The organism is Paracoccus sp. J39 (assembly GCF_000518925.1).
GTDB lineage: Bacteria > Pseudomonadota > Alphaproteobacteria > Rhodobacterales > Rhodobacteraceae > Paracoccus.
The window spans coordinates 1-24018 of the sequence record NZ_JAEN01000032.1 but is presented as its reverse complement, the minus strand read 5'-3'; the positions used below and the strand labels follow the sequence as shown (position 1 = coordinate 24018).

Here is a 24018-nt window from a genome sequence, read left to right as displayed (position 1 = left end):
TATCGCGATGAGGAAGGCCGCTCCGCGAGGGGCGGCCTTTGCCGTTTGGGGCGGCGCGGGCTTTCCGGGGCTCTGCCCCGGACCCCGGGATATTTGCACAAGAAAGAAGCGCGCGGGCGCGGGGCGGCCCAGGGCGAGGGCGCGCGGGCGGGTGCCGGGGCGTGGTTTTTCATGCTATCCTTTCGTCAGCAGGAAGGGAGAGGGCGATGAACGAACGCAGGAAGGCTTCCGATTTTCATCCGCGTATCTTGGAGATCTTTGACGGCTATGTGCATGGCCGGATCGGCAAGCGCGATTTCATGCTGCAGGCGGCGCAATTCGCCACCGCCGGCATGACCGCTGCCGCGATCTTCGAGGCGCTGAGGCCAAATTACGCCTTGGCCCAGCAGGTGCCGCCCGACGACCCCGCCATCCGCACCGAGACGGCGAGCTATGACAGTCCCAAGGGCAACGGCCGCATCAGCGGGCTGATGGCGCGGCCGGCCGAGGCGCAGGGCAAGCTGCCCGCCGTGCTGGTGGTGCACGAAAATCGCGGGCTCAACCCCTATATCGAGGATGTGGTGCGCCGGCTCGGCAAGGCGGGCTACCTGGCCTTCGGACCGGACGGGCTGAGCCCGCTGGGCGGCTATCCGGGCAATGACGACGAGGGGCGCGAGATGCAGGCCAGCCTCGACCCGGCCAAGCTGATGGAGGATTTCTTCGCCGCCCACGAGTTCCTGCGCGACCATGCCGATGCCACCGGCAAGGTCGGTGCGGTCGGGTTTTGCTATGGCGGCGGGGTCTGCAACGCGCTGGCGGTGGCCTATCCCGAACTGGCTGCCTCGGTCCCCTTCTACGGCCGCCAGCCCCGGCCCGAGGAAGCGGCGCAGATCCAGGCGCCGCTGATGCTGCATTATGCCGAGAACGACGAGCGCGTGAACGAGGGCTGGCCCGCCTACGAGGCGGCGCTGAAGGAACATGGCAAGGAATACCAGGTCTTTTTCTATCCCGGCACCCAGCACGGTTTCCACAACGACACCACGCCGCGCTACGATGAGGCGGCGGCGGAACTTGCCTGGCAGCGGACGCTGGATTTCTTTGCCGAAAAGCTCTCCTGACGCGAACTGTCAGCAGGTCGGGGCGATGCTTGCCGGGAAAGGAGATTTCGCATGATCGACCATATCGGATTTCCCGTTTCGGACCTGGCCCGCTCGCGCGCCTTCTACGACCGGGCCCTGGCGCCCCTGGGCATCGAGCTGCTGATGGAGGTGACCGAAGAGATGACCGGCGGCCATGGCGCGCATCTGGGCTATGGCCGCGAGGGCAAGCCGTTCTTCTGGATCGGCAGCGGCAAGCCGGCCGGCACCGGCACCCATGTCGCCTTTGCCGCGCCCGACCGGGCGACGGTGGACGCCTTCCATGCCGCCGCGCTGGCCGCGGGGGCACGCGACAACGGTGCGCCGGGGCTGCGGCCGGAATATCATCCCGGCTATTACGGCGCCTTCGTGCTCGACCCCGACGGCAACAATATCGAGGCGGTCCATCACGGAGACCCGGCATGACCCTCTATCGCGGCTCCTGCTTCTGCGGCGCCGTCCGCTTCGAGGCCGAGGGCGACCTGTCCCAAGGCACCATGCGCTGCAATTGCAGCTTCTGCCGCAAGATGCGCTATTGGGAGATGCGCCTGCCCGACCCCGAGCGGTTCCGCATCACCCATGGCACCGGGATGCTGGCCGAAACCCCGCGCCGGCAGCGGGACGGCGTGGACATGCACCACATGTTCTGCGCCCGCTGCGGCACCCGCCTCTGGACCGAGGGCGATATCGAGGAAATGGGCGGCCGCTTCGTCCAGGTCTGCGTCAGCGCGCTGGACGATGTGCCCGAGGCCGAGCTGATCGCCGCCCCGGTCTTCCATGCCGACGGGGCGCATGACGCCTGGTGGAACCCGGCACCCGAGACCCGGCACCTGTAACCCGCCCGCGCTGCCGGCAAGGGCCGAATGCACCTTCTCTGTTTTCCAAATACCCCGGGGGAGCCCCGCAGGGGCGGGGGCGGAGCCCCCCGGCTCACGCGCGCCCGGGCCCGACCGCCGCCCCGGTTGCCTCGGAGGCGAAATCCGGCTATGGTGCCTGCCGCAGCAGAGGAGAACGGTGTCATGGACAACTCGCAGATCTGACCTTTCACGGACGGATTGAAGAGGATTCCCATGACGGCCCACTTCCTTGATGCGGCTTCGCCCCATCCCATGCGCTTTCCCGACGGCACCCTGAACCGGGGGCTGGTGCATCTGAACCGGGTGATCGACCATCCGAATATCGAGATCGGCGATTTCACCTATGCCAGCAGCTTCGACCCGCCGGACGACTGGGCGGCGCGGCTGGCGCCCTATACCTATGCCGGCGCACCCGAACGGCTGGTGATCGGGCGGTTCTGCCAGATCGCCGACCGGGTGCGGATCGTCACCGCCTCGGCCAATCATCCGATGGCCGGGATCTCGACCTATCCCTTCGCGATCTTCGACCATGCGCGGGTCGGCGATTACATCGACCAGATCAGCGGCCTGCCGGATACGGTGATCGGCCACGATGTCTGGATCGGCGACGGCGCCACCATCCTGCCGGGCGCGCGGATCGGCAGCGGCGCCGTCATCGGCGCGGGTACGGTGGTCGGCGGCGTGGTGCCGGATTACGCCGTGGTCGCGGGTAATCCCGGCCGTGTCATAAGGATGCGCTTCGACGATGCCACCATCGCCCGGCTCATGGCGCTGCAATGGTGGCATTGGCCGGCGGAGCGGATCGCCGGCGCCACCGCCGCGCTGGCCCGTGCCGATGTCGCGGCGCTTGAGGAACTGGCCGCCTGAGGCGGCCCGACGAAACGAACCGGGCGCGGGCCCGGGCTGATGCGAATGAGGTCTGTCATGTTCAGCTGGTTCGAGCGCCGGCTTGATCCCTATCCCGCCGATCCGCCGCGCATGCCGCCGCAGGGGCTGTGGCGGTTCATCCTGCATTTCTCGCGCGGGGCCGAGGGCTACATGCTGTCCATGGCCGCCTGCTCGGCCATGATCGCCGTGGCCGAGGTGGTGCTGTTCGGCTATCTGGGCGAGCTGGTGAACCGGCTGGCCGGGGCCGACCGCGAGAATTTCTGGGCGGTCGAGGGCAATCGGCTGATCCTGATGGGCGCGATCCTGGTGATCGGCCTGCCGCTGCTGCAGGTGCTGTTCTCGCTCTTGATGCACCAGACGCTGATGGGCAATTTCCCTCAGCGCATCCGCTGGCAGGCGCATCGCTACCTGCTGCGCCAGTCCATGAGCTATTTCCAGGACGAGTTCGCCGGACGCATCGCCACCAAGCTGATGCAGACCGCCCTGGCGGTGCGCGAAGTGGCGATGAAGTTCATGGACGTGTTGACCTATGTCTGCGTCTATTTCATCGGTGCGCTCGTGCTGGCGGCCTCGACCGACGGTTGGCTGGCATTGCCCTTTGCCGGCTGGGGCATCCTCTACGGGCTTCTGCTGTGGTGGCTGATCCCGCGCATCGGCCGCATCAGCGAGGCGCAGGCCGATGCCCGCGCGGTGATGACCGGCCGGGTGGTGGACAGCTATACCAACATCTCGACGGTGAAGCTGTTCTCGCACAGTTCGCGCGAGGAAGCTTACGTGCGCGAGAGCATGGACGGGTTCCTGCAGACCGTGCACGGGCAGATGCGGCTGGCCTCGATCCAGAACATCCTGCTGTCCACGCTGAACTCGCTCTTGACCTTTTCGGTCACGGTGCTGGGCCTGTGGCTGTGGGTCGGCGGCAAGATCGAGGTCGGCGCGGTCGCCGTGGCGGTCCCGCTGGCGCTGCGGCTGGGCAACATGTCGCATTGGATCATGTGGGAATTCGCCACGCTTTTCGAGAATATCGGCACGGTGCGCGACGGCATCGGCTCGCTGTCCTTGCCGCGCATGGTGACGGATGCGCGCGGCGCCCGCCCGCTTTCGGTGCCCGAGGGGCGGGTCGAGTTCGACCGCGTGACCTTCCGCTATGGCGAGGCGGCGCGGCCCGGCCGCGGCGCGGTGCTGGACGACCTGTCGCTGACCATCGCGCCGGGCGAGCGGATCGGGTTGGTCGGGCGTTCGGGCGCCGGGAAGTCGACGCTGGTGAACCTGATGCTGCGCTTCCACGACCTGGAATCGGGCCGCATCCTGATCGACGGCCAGGACATCGCGCAGGTCACCCAGGAATCGCTGCGCGCCGCCATCGGGGTGGTGACGCAGGATACCTCGCTCTTGCACCGCTCGATCCGCGACAATATCGCCTATGGCCGGCCGGACGCGTCCGAGGCCGAGATCCTGCGCGCCGCCGAGCTGGCCGAGGCGGATTTCATCGCCGGCCTGACCGATTCGCAGGGTCGGCGCGGCCTCGACGCCCATGTCGGCGAGCGCGGGGTCAAGCTGTCGGGCGGCCAGCGCCAGCGCATCGCCATTGCGCGGGTGCTGCTGAAGGACGCGCCGATCCTGGTTCTGGACGAGGCGACCAGCGCCCTGGACAGCGAGGTCGAGGCGGCGATCCAGTCGCAGCTCGACATGCTGATGCAGGGCAAGACGGTGATCGCCATCGCGCACCGGCTTTCCACCATCGCCCGCATGGACCGGCTGGTGGTGATGGAGCGAGGCCGCATCGTCGAACAGGGCACGCATGAGGCGCTCTTGGCGCAGGGCGGCATCTATGCCGGGCTTTGGGCGCGGCAGTCGGGCGGGTTTCTTGAGGCCGAATGATCTTCCCTCTTGAACCGCGCCCGGACCTGCCGTAATCAGCAGCGCGGCCTAGGGGTATAGCTCAGTTGGTAGAGCATCGGTCTCCAAAACCGAGGGTCGGGGGTTCGAGTCCCTCTGCCCCTGCCAGCCGCATCCGGCCAGCCTTCGCGGTCCGGACCGCACCAGTCCCGTCCAGAATCGTCCGGCCATGGCCCTGACCCTTCATCTGGGGGCGCACAAGACCGCCTCGACGCATCTGCAGGTCTCGCTGCGCCTGGCGCGGCACGAATTGCGCGCGGGCGGGGTCTTTTATGCCGATCCGGGCGTGCTGCGCCATGACGGTCTGCCGCTGGTCCGGGCCCTGACGCATGGCGGCCGGGCGGCGCGGGTCGCCTCCGAAAGGCTGGCCGAGGCCCGGGCCTGCTATCCCGAGCTCCTGCTTTCCGACGAAAACATCCTGGGAGGCACCCATCGCAGCTGCCTGTTCAGCCGCCGGGGCATGATCTATCCCGGCGTGCGGGCGCGGTTGCGGCGCTGCCTGGCGCTGGCCGGGGGCGGGCCGGCGGTGCTGTGCCTGTCGGTGCGCGATCCGGCGCAGTTCAACGTCTCGGCCTTCGCCCTGCAGCTTGCGCTTGGCAACGAGATCGAGATCGACGCCTATCTGCAGGGCCGCGACCCCGCCGCCCTGAGCTGGAGCGGGCTGGCGCAGCGCCTGGCCTCGGTCCCCGGCGTGGCGCGGCTGCTGGTCTGGCGCTACGAGGATTATCCCGCGCTGCGGCCGCGCCTGCTGGCGCGGATCCTGCCGCCGGGGTTGGCGGCGCTTGTGCCCGAGCCGCCGCCCTCGAACGAGAGCCTGACCCAGCCGGGCTACGAATGGTTCCTGCGCCGCGCCATGGCCGACAGCGAGGCCGACCTGCGTGTGCTGGCCAACCGGGCGCGGCTGCGCTTTCGCCGCGCCGACGGCCATGCCGCCCTGCGGCTGCTGCCGGAGGCGGATTACCGGCGCTCGGCCGTCGCCTATGCCGAGGATCTGCGGCAGCTGCGCGCGCTGCCGGGGGTCGAGTTTCTGGAACCCTGACGCCCCGCGGCCAGATCGGTGCTTGAAATGCCGGTCGGCGCAGGCTATCTGACCCGCTGCAAGACCGAAGGGAAACCCATGGCCAACCCCGTCCAGTTCATCAGCCAGGTCCGCGCCGAACTCGGCAAGATCACCTGGCCCACCCGCCGCGAGGTGGTGACGACCACCATCATGGTCTTCATCATGGCGGCGCTGGCCTCGATCTTTTTCTTCCTCGTCGATCTGCTGATCAAGACCGGCCTCTCGGCCGTGATCCATCTGGTCGGCAGCTGAGGGCTTGCATTGCAGGGCGCGGGGCGGTATGTCCGCCCGACCTGCCCGTGACGCGGCGTGCATCGATTCGGTCGTGCGCGCCGATTTCAATTTGGCCGGAGCTTGCCGCGATTGCGCGCGATCCGGTTGGGGTAGACAAGGAATTCAATGGGTTGGCCATGGCTGACCCGGAAGGCAACAGGGGTCGATCGAGACATGGCAAAGCGTTGGTATTCGGTCAGCGTCCTGTCGAACTTTGAAAAGAAGGTCGCCGAGGCGATTCGCCAGGCCGTGGTCGAGAAAGGTCTCGAGGACCAGATCGACGAGGTGCTGGTCCCGACCGAGGAAGTGATCGAGATCCGCCGCGGCAAGAAGGTCACGTCCGAGCGCCGCTTCATGCCCGGCTATGTGCTGGTGCGCATGGAGCTGTCGGATCAGACCTACCACCTGGTGAACTCGATCAACCGCGTCACCGGCTTCCTGGGCGCCCAGGGCAAGCCGATGCCGATGCGCGACGACGAGGTGAACGCGATCCTGCATCGCACCGGCGAGGGTGGGGCCGAGGTGGCGCCGCGCAACCTGATCCGGTTCGACGTGGGCGAGAAGGTGAACGTGACCGACGGGCCCTTCGAGGGCTTCTCGGGCATGGTCGAGGAAGTGGACGAGGCCGCGAACCGCATCAAGGTCACGGTGTCCATCTTCGGCCGTCCGACGCCGGTGGAACTGGAATTCACGCAGGTCGCCAAGACCGCGTGATCGTCGCGGGAGGCTGCGCCGCCGGGAACGGACCCGGGGCAAGGCCGCACCGCTAAGTCGGCCCGAAGCCCGTCAGGGGCGGGGCGTGATGATAAGGAGAAGGCCAGATGGCCAAGAAAGTTGTCGGCAGCCTCAAGCTGCAAATCAAGGCGGGTCAGGCGAACCCGTCCCCGCCCGTCGGCCCGGCCCTGGGTCAGCGCGGCATCAACATCATGGAATTCTGCAAGGCGTTCAACGCCAAGACGCAGGAGATGGAACAGGGTGCCCCGGTTCCGGTCGTGATCACCTATTACGCCGACAAGTCCTTCACCTTCGAGACCAAGACCCCCCCGGCCTCGTTCCTGCTGAAGAAAGCCGCCGGCCTGAAGCCGGTCGGCAAGCGCAACCGCGCCAAGGGTTCGGAAAAGCCCGGCCGTCAGGTCGCCGGCACCGTGACCGCCAAGCAGGTGCGCGAGATCGCCGAAGCCAAGATGAAGGACCTGTCCGCGAACGACGTGGAAGCCGCGATGCAGATCATCCTCGGCTCGGCGCGTTCGATCGGCATCGAGGTGAAAGGCTAAGCCATGGCTAAACTGTCGAAAAAGCAAGCCGCCGCCCGCGAGGCCTTTGCCGGCAAGGTGAACCTCTCGGTCGAGGACGCCGTCAAGCTGGTCAAGGACAACGCCACCGCGAAGTTCGACGAGACCGTCGAGATCGCGATGAACCTGGGCGTCGATCCGCGCCACGCCGACCAGATGGTCCGCGGCGTGGTCACCCTGCCCAACGGCACCGGCAAGCATGTGCGCGTCGCCGTCTTCGCCCGTGGTCCCAAGGCTGACGAAGCCAAGGCCGCCGGCGCCGAGATCGTCGGTGCGGAAGACCTGCTGGAGACCATCCAGTCCGGCAAGATCGAATTCGATCGCTGCATCGCCACCCCGGACATGATGCCGCTGGTCGGCCGTCTGGGCAAGATCCTGGGCCCGCGCAACCTGATGCCGAACCCCAAGGTCGGCACGGTGACCATGGACGTGAAAGCGGCCGTGGAAGCTGCCAAGGGCGGCGAAGTCCAGTTCAAGGCCGAGAAGGCGGGCGTGGTCCATGCCGGCGTCGGCAAGGCCTCGTTCGACGCCGAGAAGCTGGCCCAGAACATCCGCGCCTTCGTGGACGCAGTGAACCGGGCCAAGCCCTCGGGCGCGAAGGGCACCTATGTGAAGAAGGTCTCGATCAGCTCGACCATGGGTCCGGGCGTGTCGCTGGACCTGTCTTCGGCTGTCGCGCAGTAAGCGCGCAAGAATTTCGCCGGCGTCCTTGCGGGGCCGGCGGATGGCGGGGCAGCAATGCCCCGTCCTGTCCGAGACGGAGGGTGCCGACCCGATACGCTATCTGGCCGGCTTAATCGTCCTTCCTGAGATGGGATCAAGACCATTTTCCGGGCCTCGCTCCGGGTGATCTTGGGACCGTCACGGACCCGTCCTGACGCTGTTCGGGCGTCGGGAAAGTGAGAGCCGGGGGGAAACCCCCAACTTGGAGTGAAACCGTGGATAGAGCGCAAAAAGAACAGGTGGTCGAAGAACTCGGCCAGATCTTTGAAGCCTCTGGCGTCGTGGTGGTTGCCCGCTACGAGGGAATGACGGTTGCCGAAATGCAGGACCTGCGCGCGCAGATGCGCGAAAGCGGCGGGTCCGTCCGCGTTGCCAAGAACAGGCTCGCCAAGATCGCCCTGGATGGGAAGCCTTGCGCCAGCATCGCCGACTATCTGACGGGCATGACCGTGCTCGCCTTCTCCGAGGACCCTGTGGCTGCGGCCAAGGTCGCGGACAAATACGCCAAGGGGAACGACAAGTTCGTGATCCTGGGCGGTGCGATGGGCGACACGGCGCTTGACCCGGCCGGTGTGAAAGCCGTGGCCCAGATGCCGTCGCGCGAGGAGCTTATCGCTTCGATCGTGTCCTGCATCGGCGCCCCTGCTTCCAACATCGCGGGCGCGATCGGCGCACCTGCCAGCAACATCGCGGGCATCCTCTCGACTCTGGAAGAGCGCGAGGCCGCCTGAGGCAATCCCCATTCCCGCGTGGGGTTGAAACCCTGACGTTGGAACACTTAATGGAAAGAACGGAAAAATGGCTGACCTGAAGAAACTCGCCGAAGAAATCGTGGGCCTGACCCTGCTGGAAGCCCAGGAACTGAAGACCATCCTGAAAGACGAATACGGCATCGAGCCGGCCGCCGGTGGCGCCGTCATGGTTGCCGGCCCGGCCGCTGGCCCGGCTGAAGCCGCCGAAGAGAAAACCGAATTCGACGTCGTCCTGGTCGACGCCGGCGCCAACAAGATCAACGTGATCAAGGAAGTGCGCGGCATCACCGGTCTGGGCCTGAAAGAAGCCAAGGACCTGGTCGAAGCCGGCGGCAAGGTGAAAGAGGGTGCCTCGAAAGCCGATGCCGAAGAAATGAAGAAGAAGCTCGAAGCGGCTGGCGCCAAGGTCGAGCTGAAGTAATTGGCCGCTCTGGCCGATTGACTGTACGAAACGGGCAGGGTCCGGGGTTTCCCCGGTCCCTGCCGAACCTGTCTTGAAGGACGGTTTCCAGAACAGACCTTCCTTCAGGGCATGTTCGGGGTTCGGGAGCCGCGCGGTGGGACGCGCGGCACGAATGGGACCCCGCCCCTCATTCGCCGCCTTGCGCAGCCCGGGCCCCGACGGTCTGCGCAAGCGAAAGACGAAAGGTTAGACCCTCTATGGCGCAAGCTTATGTCGGCCAGAAACGCATCCGGCGTTACTATGGCAATATCCGCGAAGTTCTGGAGATGCCGAACCTGATCGAGGTTCAGAAATCCTCCTATGACCTGTTCCTGCGCTCTGGCGACGGCGCGGGCCATCAGGATGGCGAAGGCATCCAGGGCGTCTTCCAGTCGGTGTTCCCGATCAAGGACTTCAACGAGACGGCGACGCTGGAATTCGTGAAATACGAGCTGGAAAAGCCGAAATACGACGTGGACGAGTGCCAGAGCCGCGACATGACCTATGCCGCGCCGCTGAAGGTGACGCTGCGTCTGATCGTGTTCGATGTCGACGAGGCCACCGGTGCCAAGTCCGTCAAGGACATCAAGGAGCAGGACGTCTACATGGGCGACATGCCCCTGATGACGCAGAACGGCACCTTCATCGTGAACGGCACCGAGCGTGTCGTGGTGTCGCAGATGCACCGCTCGCCCGGGGTGTTCTTCGACCATGACCGCGGCAAGACCCATTCCAGCGGCAAGCTGCTCTTCGCCTGCCGCATCATTCCCTATCGCGGCTCGTGGCTCGACTTCGAATTCGACGCCAAGGACCTGGTCTTCGCGCGCATCGACCGCCGCCGGAAACTGCCGGTGACGACGCTGCTCTATGCGCTCGGCATGGACCAGGAGGGCATCATGGATGCCTTCTACGACACCGTGGACTACAAGCTGCAGCGCGCCGTCAAGGGCCGCGAGGCCGGCTGGATCACCCGCTTCTTCCCCGAGCGCGTGCGCGGCACCCGCCCCAGCTATGACCTGGTGAATGCCGAGACCGGCGAGATCATCACCAAGGCCGGCGACAAGGTGACGCCGCGCCTGGTCAAGCAGCTGGCGGAACAGGGCGACATTAACCTGCTTCTGCCCTTCGACAAGATCATCGGTCGCTTCGTCGCCAAGGACATCATCAACGAGCAGACCGGCCTGATCTATGCCGAGGCCGGCGACGAGATCACCGTCGAATACGACCGCGACGGCGAGATCTCGGGCGGCTTGCTGAAGGTGCTGCTGGACAACGGCATCGAGGACATCCCGGTCCTCGACATCGACCATGTCAATGTCGGTCCCTATATCCGCAACACCATGGCGGCCGACAAGAACATGAGCCGCGACGGCGCGCTGATGGACATCTATCGCGTCATGCGCCCGGGCGAGCCCCCGACCGTCGAGGCCGCCTCGGCCCTGTTCGACAGCCTGTTCTTCGACAGCGAGCGCTATGACCTTTCGGCCGTGGGCCGGGTCAAGATGAACATGCGCCTTGACCTCGATGCGCCGGACACCCAGCGCACCCTGCGCAAGGAGGACATCATCGCCTGTATCCGCGGGCTGGTGGAGCTGCGCGACGGCAAGGGCGAGATCGACGACATCGACCACCTCGGCAACCGCCGGGTGCGCTCGGTCGGCGAGCTGATGGAGAACCAGTATCGCATCGGCCTGCTGCGCATGGAGCGGGCGATCCGCGAGCGCATGTCCGGCGTCGAGATCGACACCGTGATGCCGCAGGACCTGATCAACGCGAAGCCCGCCGCGGCCGCGGTGCGCGAGTTCTTCGGCTCGTCGCAGCTGTCGCAGTTCATGGACCAGACCAACCCGCTGTCGGAAGTCACGCACAAGCGTCGCCTTTCGGCGCTTGGCCCGGGCGGTCTGACCCGCGAGCGCGCCGGCTTCGAGGTGCGCGACGTTCACCCCACCCATTACGGCCGGATGTGCCCGATCGAGACGCCGGAAGGCCAGAACATCGGCCTGATCAACTCGCTGGCCACCTTTGCCCGGGTGAACAAATACGGCTTCATCGAGACCCCCTATCGCAAGGTGGTCGAGGGCAAGGTGACCGACGACGTGGTCTACATGTCCGCGACCGAGGAGATGCGCCACACCATCGCCCAGGCGAACGCGACGCTGGACGCGGACGGCCGTTTCGTGGACGAGCTGGTCTCGACCCGTCAGGCCGGCGACTTCATGCTGAACCCGGTCGAGGCGGTGGACCTGATCGACGTGTCGCCGAAACAGCTGGTTTCGGTCGCGGCGGCGCTGATCCCCTTCCTGGAAAACGACGACGCCAACCGCGCGCTGATGGGCTCGAACATGCAGCGCCAGGCGGTTCCGCTGCTGCGGGCCGAGGCGCCGTTCGTCGGCACCGGCATGGAAGCGACCGTGGCGCGCGATTCCGGTGCGGCCATCATGGCGCGCCGGGGCGGCATCATCGACCAGGTTGACGCGCAGCGGATCGTTATCCGCGCGACCGAGGATCTGGGCGCCGGCGACGCGGGCGTGGACATCTATCGCCTGCGCAAGTTCAAGCGTTCCAACCAGTCCTCGACCATCAACCAGCGCCCGCTGGTCAAGGTGGGCGACAGGGTGGTCAAGGGCCAGGTCGTGGCCGACGGTCCCTCGACCGATCAGGGCGAGCTGGCGATCGGCCGCAACGTGGTCGTGGCCTTCATGCCCTGGAACGGCTACAACTACGAGGACTCGATCCTGATCTCGGAGCGGATCCACCGCGACGACGTGTTCACCTCGATCCATATCGACGAATACGAGGTTGCGGCGCGCGACACCAAGCTGGGCCCCGAGGAGATCACCCGCGACATCCCGAACGTCGGCGAGGAGGCGCTGCGCAACCTCGACGAGGCCGGCATCGTCTATATCGGTGCGGAAGTGGGCCCGGGCGACATCCTGGTCGGCAAGATCACCCCGAAAGGTGAATCGCCGATGACGCCGGAGGAGAAGCTGCTTCGCGCCATCTTCGGCGAAAAGGCCAGCGACGTGCGCGACACCTCGCTGCGGCTGCCGCCGGGGGCTTACGGCACCATCGTCGAGGTCCGGGTGTTCAACCGCCACGGCGTCGACAAGGACGAGCGTGCGCTGCAGATCGAACGCGAGGAAGTCGAGCGTCTGGCCCGCGACCGGGACGACGAGCTGGCGATCCTGGAGCGCAACATCTATGCGCGCCTCAAGTCGCTGATCATGGGCAAGGAAGTCGTCAAGGGGCCGAAGGGCATCCGTGCCGGCGCCGTGGTCGATGACGATCTGCTGGGCCAGCTGTCGCGCGGCCAGTGGTGGCAACTCGCTGTCGCCGACGAGGACACCGCCAAGGAAGTCGAGGCGCTGAACCAGCAGTTCGACGCCCAGAAGCGGGCTCTGGACAACCGTTTCGACGACAAGGTCGAGAAGGTGCGCCAGGGCGACGACCTGCCCCCGGGCGTGATGAAGATGGTCAAGGTCTTCGTCGCGGTGAAGCGCAAGCTGCAGGCCGGCGACAAGATGGCCGGTCGTCACGGCAACAAGGGCGTCGTCTCCAAGGTCGTGCCGATGGAGGACATGCCCTTCCTGGCCGACGGCACCCCCGTCGACCTGGTGATGAACCCGCTGGGCGTGCCGTCGCGGATGAACGTCGGCCAGATCCTCGAGACGCATATGGGCTGGGCCTCGCGCGGTCTCGGCATCAAGATCGACGAGGCGCTGCAGGACTATCGCCGCAAGGGCGACATGACCCCGGTGCGCGACGCGATGCGGAACGGCTATGGCGACGAGTTCTATGCCGAGACCTTCGAGGGCATGGATGACGAGTCCCTGCTGGAGCATGCCGATGCGGTGCGCGCCGGTGTTCCGATCGCCACGCCGGTCTTCGACGGCGCGAAAGAGGCGGATGTGAACGACGCGCTGCGCCGTGCCGGCTTCGACACTTCGGGCCAGTCCATCGTCTTCGACGGCCGCACCGGCGAGCAGTTCGCCCGCCCGGTCACCGTCGGGATGAAATACGTCCTGAAGCTGCACCACCTTGTCGACGACAAGATGCACGCGCGTTCGACCGGTCCCTACAGCCTCGTGACCCAGCAGCCGCTGGGCGGCAAGGCGCAGTTCGGCGGCCAGCGTCTGGGTGAGATGGAGGTCTGGGCCCTGGAAGCCTATGGCGCCGCCTACACCCTGCAAGAGATGCTGACGGTCAAGTCGGACGACGTGGCCGGCCGGACCAAGGTCTATGAGAGCATCGTCAAGGGCGAGGACAATTTCGAGGCCGGCGTGCCGGAATCGTTCAACGTTCTGGTCAAGGAGGTCCGGGGTCTGGGCCTCAACATGGAACTCCTGGATGCGGAGGATGAGGAGTGAGGGGGCGACCCCTCATCTCCCCCACCGCGCCCCTCATTAGGATTTGAAAATGAACCAGGAACTTGCCACCAACCCCCTGAACCCGCTGGCTGCGCCGCGGCAGTTCGACGAAATCAAGATCTCGCTGGCCTCGCCCGAGGAAATCCTCGCCTGGTCCTATGGCGAGGTGAAGAAGCCCGAGACCATCAACTACCGCACGTTCAAGCCCGAGCGTGACGGTCTGTTCTGCGCGCGTATCTTTGGCCCGATCAAGGATTACGAATGCCTGTGCGGCAAATACAAGCGCATGAAATATCGTGGCCTGGTCTGCGAGAAATGCGGCGTCGAGGTGACGCTGCAAAAGGTCCGGCGCGAACGCATGGGCCATATCGAGCTGGCCGCCCCGGTCGCGCATATCTGGTTCCTGAAGTCGCTGCCCTCGCGCATCGGCCTGATGCTGGACATGACGCTGCGCGATCTTGAGCGCATCCTGTATTTCGAAAACTACGTCGTGATCGAGCCGGGTCTGACCGACCTGAGCTATGGCCAGCTGCTGACCGAGGAAGAATTCCTCGACGCGCAGGACCAGTATGGCGCCGACGCCTTCACCGCCAATATCGGCGCCGAGGCGATCCGCGAGATGCTGGCCAATATCGACCTGGCCGCCACCGCCGAGCAGCTGCGCGAGGAGCTGAAAGAGGCGACCGGCGAGCTGAAGCCGAAGAAGATCATCAAGCGGCTGAAGATCGTTGAATCGTTCCTCGAGTCGGGCAACCGTCCCGAGTGGATGGTGCTGACGGTCATTCCGGTCATCCCGCCGGAACTGCGTCCGCTGGTTCCGCTGGACGGCGGCCGTTTCGCGACCTCGGACCTGAACGACCTCTATCGCCGGGTCATCAACCGCAACAACCGCCTCAAGCGCCTGATCGAGCTGCGCGCGCCCGACATCATCGTCCGCAACGAAAAGCGGATGCTGCAGGAATCGGTCGATGCGCTGTTCGACAACGGCCGCCGCGGTCGCGTCATCACCGGCAACAACAAGCGTCCGCTGAAATCGCTGTCGGACATGCTGAAGGGCAAGCAGGGCCGCTTCCGCCAGAACCTTCTGGGGAAACGGGTCGACTTCTCGGGCCGTTCGGTGATCGTGACCGGTCCCGAGCTGAAGCTGCACCAGTGCGGCCTGCCGAAGAAGATGGCGCTGGAGCTGTTCAAGCCCTTCATCTATTCGCGGCTTGAGGCGAAGGGGCTGTCCTCCACCGTCAAGCAGGCCAAGAAGCTGGTCGAGAAGGAACGCCCCGAGGTCTGGGACATCCTGGACGAGGTGATCCGCGAGCACCCGGTCCTGCTGAACCGCGCGCCGACGCTGCACCGCCTGGGCATCCAGGCCTTCGAGCCGATCCTGATCGAGGGCAAGGCGATCCAGCTGCACCCGCTGGTCTGCTCGGCCTTCAACGCCGATTTCGACGGCGACCAGATGGCCGTGCACGTCCCGCTGTCGCTTGAGGCGCAGCTGGAAGCGCGCGTGCTGATGATGTCGACGAACAACGTGCTGTCGCCCGCCAACGGCGCGCCGATCATCGTGCCGTCGCAGGACATGGTCCTTGGTCTTTACTACACGACCATGGAGCGCGAGGGCATGAAGGGCGAAGGCATGGTCTTTGCCAACCTCGAAGAGGTGGAGCACGCACTGGCCTCCGGCGCGGTGCATCTGCATGCCCGCATCACCGCCCGCCTGCCGCAGATCGACGAGAACGGCAACGAGGTCATCAAGCGCTTCGAGACCACGCCGGGCCGGATCCGTCTGGGCGCGCTGCTGCCCAAGAACGCCAAGGCGCCCTTCGAGCTGGTGAACCGCCTGCTGCGCAAGAAGGACATCCAGAACGTCATCGACACCGTCTACCGCTACTGCGGCCAGAAGGAATCGGTGATCTTCTGCGACCAGATCATGGGCTTGGGCTTCCGCGAGGCGTTCCGCGCCGGCATCTCCTTCGGCAAGGACGACATGGTCGTTCCGCCGACGAAATGGGACCTGGTCGAGGAAACCCAGGACCAGGTGAAGCAGTTCGAGCAGCAGTATCTGGACGGCCTGATCACCCAGGGCGAGAAATACAACAAGGTCGTCGATGCCTGGTCGAAATGCAACGACCGCGTCACCGATGCCATGATGAAGACCATCTCGGCCACCAAGAAGGACGAGAACGGCGCCGAGCTGGAGCCGAACTCGGTCTACATGATGGCGCATTCGGGCGCGCGGGGCTCGGTCAGCCAGATGAAGCAGCTGGGCGGCATGCGCGGCCTGATGGCCAAGCCGAACGGCGAGATCATCGAGACGCCGATCATCTCGAACTTCAAGGAAGGCCTGACCGTTCTTGAATACTTCAACTCGACCCACGGCGCGCGGAAGGGTCTGTCGGACACCGCGCTCAAGACGGCGAACTCGGGCTACCTGACCCGCCGCCTTGTGGACGTGGCGCAGGACTGCATCATCCGCGAGCATGACTGCGGCACCGACCGGGCGATCACCGCCTCGGCCGCGGTCAACGACGGCGAGGTGGTCAGCCCGCTTTCCGAGCGCGTGCTGGGCCGTGTCGCGGCCGAGGACGTGCTGGTGCCGGGCGAGGACGTGGTCATCGTCCGCAAGAACGAGCTGATCGACGAGCGCAAGGCCGACGAGATCGAGGGCGCGGGCGTGCAGAACGTGCGCATCCGCTCGGCCCTGACCTGCGAGTCGGACGATGGGGTCTGCGCGCTGTGCTATGGCCGCGACCTGGCCCGCGGCACGCTGGTCAATATCGGCGAGGCGGTCGGCATCATCGCCGCCCAGTCCATCGGCGAGCCGGGCACCCAGCTGACGATGCGGACCTTCCACATCGGCGGCATCGCCCAGGGCGGCCAGCAGTCCTTCATCGCCGCGGCGCAGGAGGGCACGGTGGCTTTCGACAACGAAAGCACGCTGGAAAACGCCAATGGCGAGCTGATCGTGATGAGTCGCAACATGCAGCTGCACATCAAGTCGGCGACGGGCGACACGCTGGCCAGCCACAAGCTGTTCTACGGCAGCAAGCTGTTCGTGCGCGAAGGCGATGCCGTGGCGCGCGGCCAGAAGATGTTCGAATGGGACCCCTATACCCTGCCGATCATCGCCGAGAAGGCCGGTGTCGCGAAATATGTCGACCTGCTGTCGGGGATCTCGGTCCGCGACGAGACCGACGACGCGACCGGCATGACGCAGAAGATCGTGACGGACTGGCGCTCGGCCCCGAAAGGCAACGAGCTGAAGCCCGAGATCATCATCGTCGATGCCGATGGCGAGCCGGTCCGCAACGAGCAGGGCAACCCGGTCACCTATCCGATGTCGGTCGACGCCATCCTGTCGGTCGAGGACGGGCAGGAGATCAAGGCCGGCGACGTGGTGGCGCGGATCCCGCGCGAAGGCGCCAAGACCAAGGACATCACCGGGGGTCTGCCCCGCGTGGCGGAGCTGTTCGAGGCGCGCCGTCCCAAGGACCACGCCATCATCGCCGAGATCGACGGCTATGTGCGCTTCGGCAAGGACTACAAGAACAAGCGCCGCATCGCCATCGAGCCCGCCGACGACACCCTGGAGCCGGTCGAATACATGGTGCCGAAAGGCAAGCACATCCCGGTGCAGGAAGGCGACTTCGTGCAGAAGGGCGACTACATCATGGACGGCAACCCGGCGCCGCATGACATCCTGCGCATCATGGGGATCGAGGCTCTGGCCGACTATCTCATCGACGAGGTGCAGGACGTCTACCGGCTGCAGGGCGTGAAGATCAACGACAAGCACATCGAGGTGATCGTCCGCCAGATGCTGCAGAAGATCGAGATCACCGACAGCGGCGACACCACGCTGCTGAAGGGCGAGCATGTCGACCGCGACGAGTTCGAGGAAGAGAACGCCAAGATCGAAGCCAAGGGCGGCCGTCCGGCCACGGGCGAGCCGGTGCTGCTGGGCATCACCAAGGCGTCGCTGCAGACCCGCAGCTTCATCTCGGCCGCCTCGTTCCAGGAGACGACCCGCGTGCTGACCGAGGCCGCCGTCCAGGGCAAGCGCGACAAGCTGGTCGGGCTTAAGGAGAACGTCATCGTCGGCCGGCTGATCCCGGCCGGCACCGGCGGCGCCACCGCCCGCGTGAAGCGCATCGCGACCGAGCGCGACAACGAGGTGATCGAAGCCCGCCGCGCCGAGGCGGAGGCCGCCGCCGCGCTGATCGCGCCGGAGGACAGCCCGGCCGAGGTCGGCGGCGACGAGTGATCGCCCGTTGAAACGAATTGGAAAGGCCCGGCAGCGATGCCGGGCCTTTTCTGCATGGGTGGGCTGCCGCAACCCTCTCATCCCCAAGTCCCGATTGCGCAGCGCGCCGTCCGATGGGGCGCCGTCCGGCGGATCGCCGCAACCCTCTCATCCGCAGGTCGCGATTGCGCAAAGCCCTGGCAGGGGATAACGATGAGGGGCCAAAGGGCGGTCGGGGCGTTTTGCGAGGGTGGTTTGATGCGCGCGGCAGTCAATCAGAAGATCCGCATCAACATCCTGCGGCTGTCGGGTCTGGCCTTGCTGCCGGCCATCCTGGTGATCACCCCGCTCCTCGGCCTCGAGGGGTTCGGGCACGAGGCCATCGAAACCCTGGGCATTCTGCTGCTGCTGGCGGGCGTGCTCGGCCGGTTCTGGTCGATCCTCTATGTCGGCGGCGCCAAGAACCGGCGGGTGATGCAGGACGGGCCCTATTCGATGACGCGCAACCCGCTGTATTTCTTCTCGACCGTGGCGGCGACGGGGATCGGGCTGATGTTCGGCGCGGTCAGCCTTGCCCTGCTGGTCGGCGGCACGGTGGGGCTGATCCTGTGGATCACCGCGCGGCGCGAAGCGGCGTTCCTGTCGCAGCACTTCGGCGCGGAATACGATGCCTATGCGGTGCGCACGCCGTTCTTCCTGCCCGATCCGCGGCTGTTCCGCACCGGGCGGACCGCGCGGTTCGACACGGCGACGCTGCGCCGCAACCTGTTCGATGCGTTCGTCTTTCTGAGCTTCATTCCCATTGTCGAGTTGGTGGACCAGTTGAAGCTGAGCCTCGGCTGGTCGCTGCTGGCGCTCTGGTAGCCTGTTTCTCATCTCCCAAGCCGCACAGCCAGAACCATGCTGACCCCCGACCTGCCCTCTGCCAGCGCGCCGGCAACCGCCCTTCGCCCGCATGTCCCGGACCCCCGGCAAGGGCGGGCCGACAACCTGCGCGGCTCGGCGCTGATGATGCTCAGCATGGCGGCCTTCATCTGCAACGACACGCTGATGAAGGCGGTAACCCAGAGCCTGCCGCTTTACGAATCCATCGCCATCCGCGGCGGCATGGTGCTGCTGCTGATGGTGCTGGTCGCGCAGGGGCAGGGCGGGGTCCGGCTGCGGGTGCCGCGCGGCGATCTTTGGCCGCTGGTGCTGCGCACGGCGGCGGATATCGTCTCGACCGTGCTTTACCTGCTGGCGCTGCGGCGGATGGCGCTGGCCGACATCTCGGCGATCATGCAGGCGCTGCCGCTGGCGGTGACGCTGGCCGCGGCGCTGTTCTTTCGCGAAAGGCTGGGCTGGCGCCGGCTGCTGGCCATCGGCATCGGCTTCGTCGGCGTGCTGCTGATCCTGCGGCCGGGCACCGGAGCCTTCGACCGCTGGTCGGCCGTGGCGCTGGCGGCGATGCTGCTGATCGTGGTGCGGGACATGGTCACCCGGACATTCTCGGCCCGGCTCGCCTCGTCCAGCATCGCCTTTTACGCGGCGCTGACGGTGATGCTGTCGGGCTTCGTTCTGGGCTGGGCGGAAAACTGGCGGCTGCCGACCCTGGCCGAATTCGCGCTGCTGACCGCTGCCGCGCTGTTCCTGACCGTGGGCTATATCACCGCCGTCGCCACCATGCGGGTGGGCGAGATTTCCTTCGTCGCGCCGTTCCGCTACAGTTCGCTGCTCTGGGCCATCCTGCTGGGGCTGGCGGTGTTCGGCGACTGGCCGGACCTGTGGACCTGGGCGGGTTCGGCGCTGGTGGTGGGCGCGGGGATCTATACCATCCTGCGCGAAGGGCAATTGCAGAGGCGAAGCTGATGCGGGTGCAGATGCTGGGCTTGTGCCGCTTTTCCTATCTGGGCGGCCGGGGGTTTCAGGTGACCCACGAGACGCTGGAGGAGCGGCGGGCCTTTCTCTACGACCCCGAGCGGCTGGCCCGGCGCTGGTTCTGGTTCGAGCATGTCGCCCTGCCGGCCTGGCTGGCGCAGACCGATCCGGATTTCACGCTGGTGCTGATGACCGGGCCGGACCTGCCCGAGCCCTGGCTGGCCCGGCTGCACGAGCTGGCGGGGATCATGCCGCAACTGCGGCTGGCGCTGGTCCCGCCGATGGAGAAGCATGTCGAGGCCTGCATGGCCGCCGTCGCCCCACATATCGACCATTCGGCCGATGTGGTCGGCCATTTCCGCCATGACGACGACGATGCGGTGGCCCTTGACTATATCCGCGACGCGCGCCGCGATTTCGTGCGCATGCAGCCGCTCTGGCGCCAACACGGGCGGCTGTCCTGCGATTACGCGCGCGGCGTGGTGATGCGGGCCGGGCCGGGCGGCATCCGGTCCGAGATGCGGATCGTCCACAATGCCAGCGCGGCGCTGACCATCTACCTGCGGCCGGATGCGGGGCGCTGCGCGCTGCATTTCCCGCATTTCAAGGTGAACCTGTCCATGCCGGGCGTGACCCTGGCGGGAAAGCCGATGTATGTGCGCATGCTGCACGAGGACAACGACTCGGGCGCGGTGGGCGCGGGCTATGCAGTCGCGGGGCAGGGCGCGGGCCCCGAAGAGGACATGGCGGCGCTGCTCGCCCGGCGTTTCCGCATCGACCTGCCGGGTCTCGAAGCCGGGGCGCGGGGACTGCTCTCGGCCCGGGCAGGGCAGGGGGGCGGCTGTTGACTCGCCTGTGGAAACCCCATATACGCCGCACACCCGTCAGGAATCTGATCGGGGCCCAGAACCTCTGTGGTCATGATCCGGGCCGGAATGCCCCGATCCTCTGGTAATTCAACCCGTCCTTCCCGGCTTGGGGACAGGATGGGTTCTGGCGTTTCACGATGGGCGTGATTCGCCGTCGAGAAGTGGCGCAGCCGGTGGCTGCGAGTATTGACGAAAGCAAGACGGGGAACCGAATGCCGACGATCCAACAGCTGATCCGCAAACCGCGGCAGCCCAAGGTGCAGCGCTCGAAGTCGCAGCACCTGCAATCCTGCCCGCAGAAGCGGGGCGTATGCACGCGCGTCTATACCACGACGCCGAAGAAGCCGAACTCGGCCATGCGTAAGGTGGCCAAGGTCCGCCTGACCAATGGCTTCGAGGTGATCTCCTACATCCCGGGCGAAAAGCACAACCTGCAGGAACACAGCGTCGTGCTGATCCGCGGCGGCCGGGTGAAAGACCTTCCGGGTGTCCGCTATCACATCCTGCGCGGTGTTCTGGATACCCAGGGCGTCAAGGATCGTCGTCAGCGTCGTTCGAAATACGGCGCGAAGCGTCCGAAGTAAGGAGATAGGCACATGTCCCGTCGTCACGCCGCTGAGAAGCGCGAAGTCCTGCCCGACGCCAAATATGGCGATCGCGTGCTGACCAAATTCATGAACAACCTGATGATCGACGGCAAGAAATCGGTTGCCGAACGCATCGTCTACAACGCCCTCGACCGCGTGCAGGGCAAGCTGAAGCGCGAGCCGATCGAAGTCTTCCACGAAGCCCTCGACAACGTGAAGCCCTCGGTCGAAGTGCGCTCGCGCCGCGTCGGCGGCGCCACCTACCAGGTTCCGGTCGAGGTCCGTCCGTCGCGCCGCGAGGCCCTGGCGATCCGCTGGCTGATCGACGCGTCGAAAAAGCGCAACGAGCACACCATGGAAGAGCGCCTCGCGGGCGAGCTGGCCGACGCGGTGAACGGCCGCGGCACCGCCGTCAAGAAGCGTGAGGACACGCACAAGATGGCCGACGCCAACAAGGCGTTCAGCCACTACCGCTGGTAACCGGAAGGAAGGCCCTTTATGGCACGCGAATATCCGCTGGAGCGCTACCGGAACTTCGGGATCATGGCCCATATCGACGCGGGCAAGACCACGACGACCGAGCGTATCCTGTTCTACACCGGCAAGAACCACAAGATGGGCGAGACGCACGAAGGTGCGTCCACCATGGACTGGATGGAGCAGGAAGCCGAGCGCGGCATCACCATCACCTCGGCGGCGACCACCACCTTCTGGCAGCGCCACGAGGATGCCGACTTCACCCCCGATGATAGCGAGCGTTGCCGCTTCAACATCATCGACACCCCCGGCCACGTCGACTTCACCATCGAGGTCGAGCGTTCGCTGGCGGTTCTGGACGGCGCGATCTGCCTGCTGGACGGCAATGCCGGCGTCGAGCCGCAGACCGAGACCGTCTGGCGCCAGGCCGACCGCTACAAGGTTCCGCGGATCGTCTTCGTCAACAAGATGGACAAGATCGGCGCCGACTTCTTCAAATGCGTCGCCATGATCAAGGACCGCACCGGCGGCACCCCCTGCCCGATCGCTCTGCCGATCGGCGCCGAGGACAAGCTGGAAGGCATCGTCGACCTGATCAAGATGGAAGAATGGGTCTGGAAGGGCGAGGACCTGGGCGCCTCGTGGATCCGCCAGCCCATCCGTGACGAGCTTCAGGACGTCGCCGAGGAATGGCGCGGCAAGATGATCGAACTCGCCGTCGAACAGGACGACGAGGCGATGGAAGCCTATCTGGAAGGCAACGAGCCCGACGAGGCGACGCTGCGCAAGCTGATCCGCAAGGGCACGCTGTCGCTGTCCTTCTTCCCGGTCATGGCCGGTTCCGCCTTCAAGAACAAGGGCGTGCAGCCGCTGCTGAACGCCGTGGTGGACTTCCTGCCGGCGCCGACCGACGTGCCCGCCTATATGGGCTTCGCCCCGGGCGACGAGACGGAAGAGCGCAACATTGCCCGCCATGCCTCGGACGCGGATCCGTTCTCGGCGCTGGCGTTTAAGATCATGAACGACCCCTTCGTCGGCTCGCTGACCTTCACGCGGATCTATTCTGGCCAGCTCAAGAAGGGCGACCAGATGCTGAACTCGACCAAGGGCAAGCGCGAGCGCGTCGGCCGGATGATGGTCATGCACGCCATCAACCGCGAAGAGATCGACGAGGCTTTCGCCGGCGACATCATCGCGCTGGCCGGGCTAAAGGAAACCACGACGGGCGACACGCTCTGCGATCCCGCAAAGCCGGTGGTCCTGGAAACCATGACCTTCCCCGAGCCGGTGATCGAGATCGCCGTTGAGCCGAAGTCCAAGGCCGACCAGGAAAAGATGGGCCTGGCCCTGCAGCGCCTGGCCGCCGAGGACCCGTCCTTCCGCGTCGAGACCGACCTGGAATCGGGCCAGACCATCATGAAGGGCATGGGCGAACTTCACCTCGACATCCTGGTCGACCGCATGAAGCGCGAGTTCAAGGTCGAGGCGAATATCGGCGCCCCGCAGGTGGCCTATCGCGAGACCATCTCGACCGAGGCCGAGATCGACTACACGCACAAGAAACAGACCGGCGGGACCGGCCAGTTCGCGCGCGTCAAGCTGGTCATCACCCCGACCGAGCCGGGCGAGGGCTACTCGTTCGAATCGAAGATCGTCGGCGGTGCGGTGCCCAAGGAATACATTCCGGGCGTCGAGAAGGGCATCAAGTCCGTCATGGATTCGGGCCCGCTGGCCGGCTTCCCGGTGATCGACTTCAAGGTGGCGCTGATCGACGGTGCCTTCCATGACGTCGACTCCTCGGTCCTGGCCTTCGAGATCGCGGCGCGTGCCGCCATGCGCGAAGGCCTGAAGAAGGCGGGGGCCAAGCTGCTCGAACCGATCATGCGCGTCGAGGTGGTCACGCCGGAGGAATATACCGGTTCGATCATCGGCGACCTGACCAGCCGTCGCGGCATGGTCCGCGGCCAGGACTCGCGCGGCAATGCGAACGTCATCGACGCCTTCGTGCCGCTGGCCAACATGTTCGGCTACATCAACAACCTGCGCTCGATGTCCTCGGGCCGCGCGGTGTTCACGATGCAGTTCGACCATTACGAGGCCGTGCCGCAGAACATCTCGGACGAGATCCAGAAGAAATACGCGTAATCCCGGCGGTGCGTGGGCAACCGCGCACCCTACCAACCCCGTAGGGTGCGTGCCTGCACGCACCGTCAACATAAGGAGCCATGCCCATGGCAAAGGCAAAGTTTGAACGGACGAAACCGCACGTCAACATCGGGACGATCGGTCACGTTGACCACGGCAAGACGACGCTGACGGCTGCGAT

General features: G+C 65.9%; 20 protein-coding genes, 1 tRNA gene and 2 pseudogenes. All 23 read left to right on the top strand.

Features of this window, described 5'->3' with window-relative positions:
• Nucleotides 1–206 precede the first annotated feature (206 nt).
• Nucleotides 207–1097, top strand: coding sequence for a YghX family hydrolase (gene yghX / locus L632_RS0120230; RefSeq protein WP_028714477.1), 891 nt, complete (start codon nucleotides 207–209; stop codon nucleotides 1095–1097).
• A gap of 51 nt (nucleotides 1098–1148) precedes the next feature.
• Nucleotides 1149–1541, top strand: coding sequence for a VOC family protein (locus L632_RS0120225; RefSeq protein ID WP_028714478.1), 393 nt, complete (start codon nucleotides 1149–1151; stop codon nucleotides 1539–1541).
• Entirely contained in the window at nucleotides 1538–1951 is a 414-nt protein-coding gene (locus L632_RS0120220; protein WP_028714479.1) for a GFA family protein, read from the top strand. Before L632_RS0120225 ends, L632_RS0120220 begins: the two co-directional genes overlap by 4 nt.
• A 234-nt stretch (nucleotides 1952–2185) precedes the next feature.
• Nucleotides 2186–2839, top strand: a complete 654-nt coding sequence (locus L632_RS0120215; RefSeq protein WP_028717472.1) for a CatB-related O-acetyltransferase — start codon at nucleotides 2186–2188, stop codon at nucleotides 2837–2839.
• A 39-nt stretch (nucleotides 2840–2878) separates the two neighbouring features.
• A pseudogene (locus L632_RS25225) lies at nucleotides 2879–3793 on the top strand (ABC transporter transmembrane domain-containing protein); the annotation flags it as partial.
• 228 nt (nucleotides 3794–4021) lie between these two features.
• Nucleotides 4022–4738, top strand: a pseudogene (locus L632_RS25220) (ABC transporter ATP-binding protein); the annotation flags it as partial.
• Nucleotides 4739–4788: 50 nt separating this feature from the next.
• Nucleotides 4789–4864: transfer RNA gene (locus L632_RS0120205), tRNA-Trp, on the top strand.
• 61 nt (nucleotides 4865–4925) lie between these two features.
• A complete protein-coding gene (locus tag L632_RS23655) occupies nucleotides 4926–5795 on the top strand; it encodes a hypothetical protein (protein WP_028717470.1) in 870 nt (289 codons plus the stop codon).
• A gap of 78 nt (nucleotides 5796–5873) precedes the next feature.
• Entirely contained in the window at nucleotides 5874–6068 is a 195-nt protein-coding gene (secE, locus tag L632_RS0120195) for a preprotein translocase subunit SecE (protein ID WP_028714483.1), read from the top strand.
• 195 nt (nucleotides 6069–6263) lie between these two features.
• A complete protein-coding gene (nusG, locus tag L632_RS0120190) occupies nucleotides 6264–6803 on the top strand; it encodes a transcription termination/antitermination protein NusG (RefSeq protein ID WP_028714484.1) in 540 nt (179 codons plus the stop codon).
• Nucleotides 6804–6910: 107 nt separating this feature from the next.
• The gene (rplK, locus tag L632_RS0120185) at nucleotides 6911–7363 is read left to right on the top strand and encodes a 50S ribosomal protein L11 (protein WP_028714485.1); all 453 of its coding nucleotides are present in this window, start codon (nucleotides 6911–6913) and stop codon (nucleotides 7361–7363) included.
• 3 nt (nucleotides 7364–7366) lie between these two features.
• Nucleotides 7367–8065, top strand: coding sequence for a 50S ribosomal protein L1 (gene rplA, locus L632_RS0120180; protein WP_028714486.1), 699 nt, complete (start codon nucleotides 7367–7369; stop codon nucleotides 8063–8065).
• A gap of 254 nt (nucleotides 8066–8319) precedes the next feature.
• Nucleotides 8320–8835, top strand: coding sequence for a 50S ribosomal protein L10 (gene rplJ / locus L632_RS0120175; RefSeq protein ID WP_028714487.1), 516 nt, complete (start codon nucleotides 8320–8322; stop codon nucleotides 8833–8835).
• A 67-nt stretch (nucleotides 8836–8902) separates the two neighbouring features.
• Nucleotides 8903–9277, top strand: a complete 375-nt coding sequence (gene rplL / locus L632_RS0120170; protein ID WP_017999544.1) for a 50S ribosomal protein L7/L12 — start codon at nucleotides 8903–8905, stop codon at nucleotides 9275–9277.
• A gap of 239 nt (nucleotides 9278–9516) precedes the next feature.
• A complete protein-coding gene (gene rpoB / locus L632_RS0120165) occupies nucleotides 9517–13665 on the top strand; it encodes a DNA-directed RNA polymerase subunit beta (protein WP_028714488.1) in 4149 nt (1382 codons plus the stop codon).
• 49 nt (nucleotides 13666–13714) lie between these two features.
• Nucleotides 13715–17923, top strand: a complete 4209-nt coding sequence (gene rpoC / locus L632_RS0120160) for a DNA-directed RNA polymerase subunit beta' (protein ID WP_028714489.1) — start codon at nucleotides 13715–13717, stop codon at nucleotides 17921–17923.
• Nucleotides 17924–18160: 237 nt separating this feature from the next.
• Nucleotides 18161–18766: an isoprenylcysteine carboxylmethyltransferase family protein gene (locus L632_RS0120155; protein WP_028714490.1), complete on the top strand. Its 606-nt coding sequence runs from the start codon at nucleotides 18161–18163 to the stop codon at nucleotides 18764–18766.
• A 36-nt stretch (nucleotides 18767–18802) separates the two neighbouring features.
• On the top strand, nucleotides 18803–19750 hold the full coding sequence (locus tag L632_RS0120150) for a DMT family transporter (protein ID WP_028714491.1): 948 nt from the start codon (nucleotides 18803–18805) through the stop codon (nucleotides 19748–19750).
• Entirely contained in the window at nucleotides 19750–20607 is an 858-nt protein-coding gene (locus L632_RS0120145) for a putative rhamnosyl transferase (protein ID WP_051416374.1), read from the top strand. The genes L632_RS0120150 and L632_RS0120145 overlap by 1 nt, the downstream gene beginning before the upstream one ends.
• Nucleotides 20608–20840: 233 nt before the next feature.
• Entirely contained in the window at nucleotides 20841–21212 is a 372-nt protein-coding gene (gene rpsL / locus L632_RS0120140; protein ID WP_010399029.1) for a 30S ribosomal protein S12, read from the top strand.
• 12 nt (nucleotides 21213–21224) lie between these two features.
• Nucleotides 21225–21695 (top strand): 30S ribosomal protein S7, encoded by a 471-nt coding sequence (gene rpsG / locus L632_RS0120135; RefSeq protein WP_011747098.1) that lies wholly within the window; start codon nucleotides 21225–21227, stop codon nucleotides 21693–21695.
• An 18-nt stretch (nucleotides 21696–21713) separates the two neighbouring features.
• Nucleotides 21714–23837, top strand: a complete 2124-nt coding sequence (gene fusA, locus L632_RS0120130; protein ID WP_028714492.1) for an elongation factor G — start codon at nucleotides 21714–21716, stop codon at nucleotides 23835–23837.
• A gap of 86 nt (nucleotides 23838–23923) precedes the next feature.
• On the top strand, nucleotides 23924–24018 hold a 95-nt coding region (locus L632_RS23250; RefSeq protein ID WP_023878051.1), incomplete at its 3' end, for a GTP-binding protein.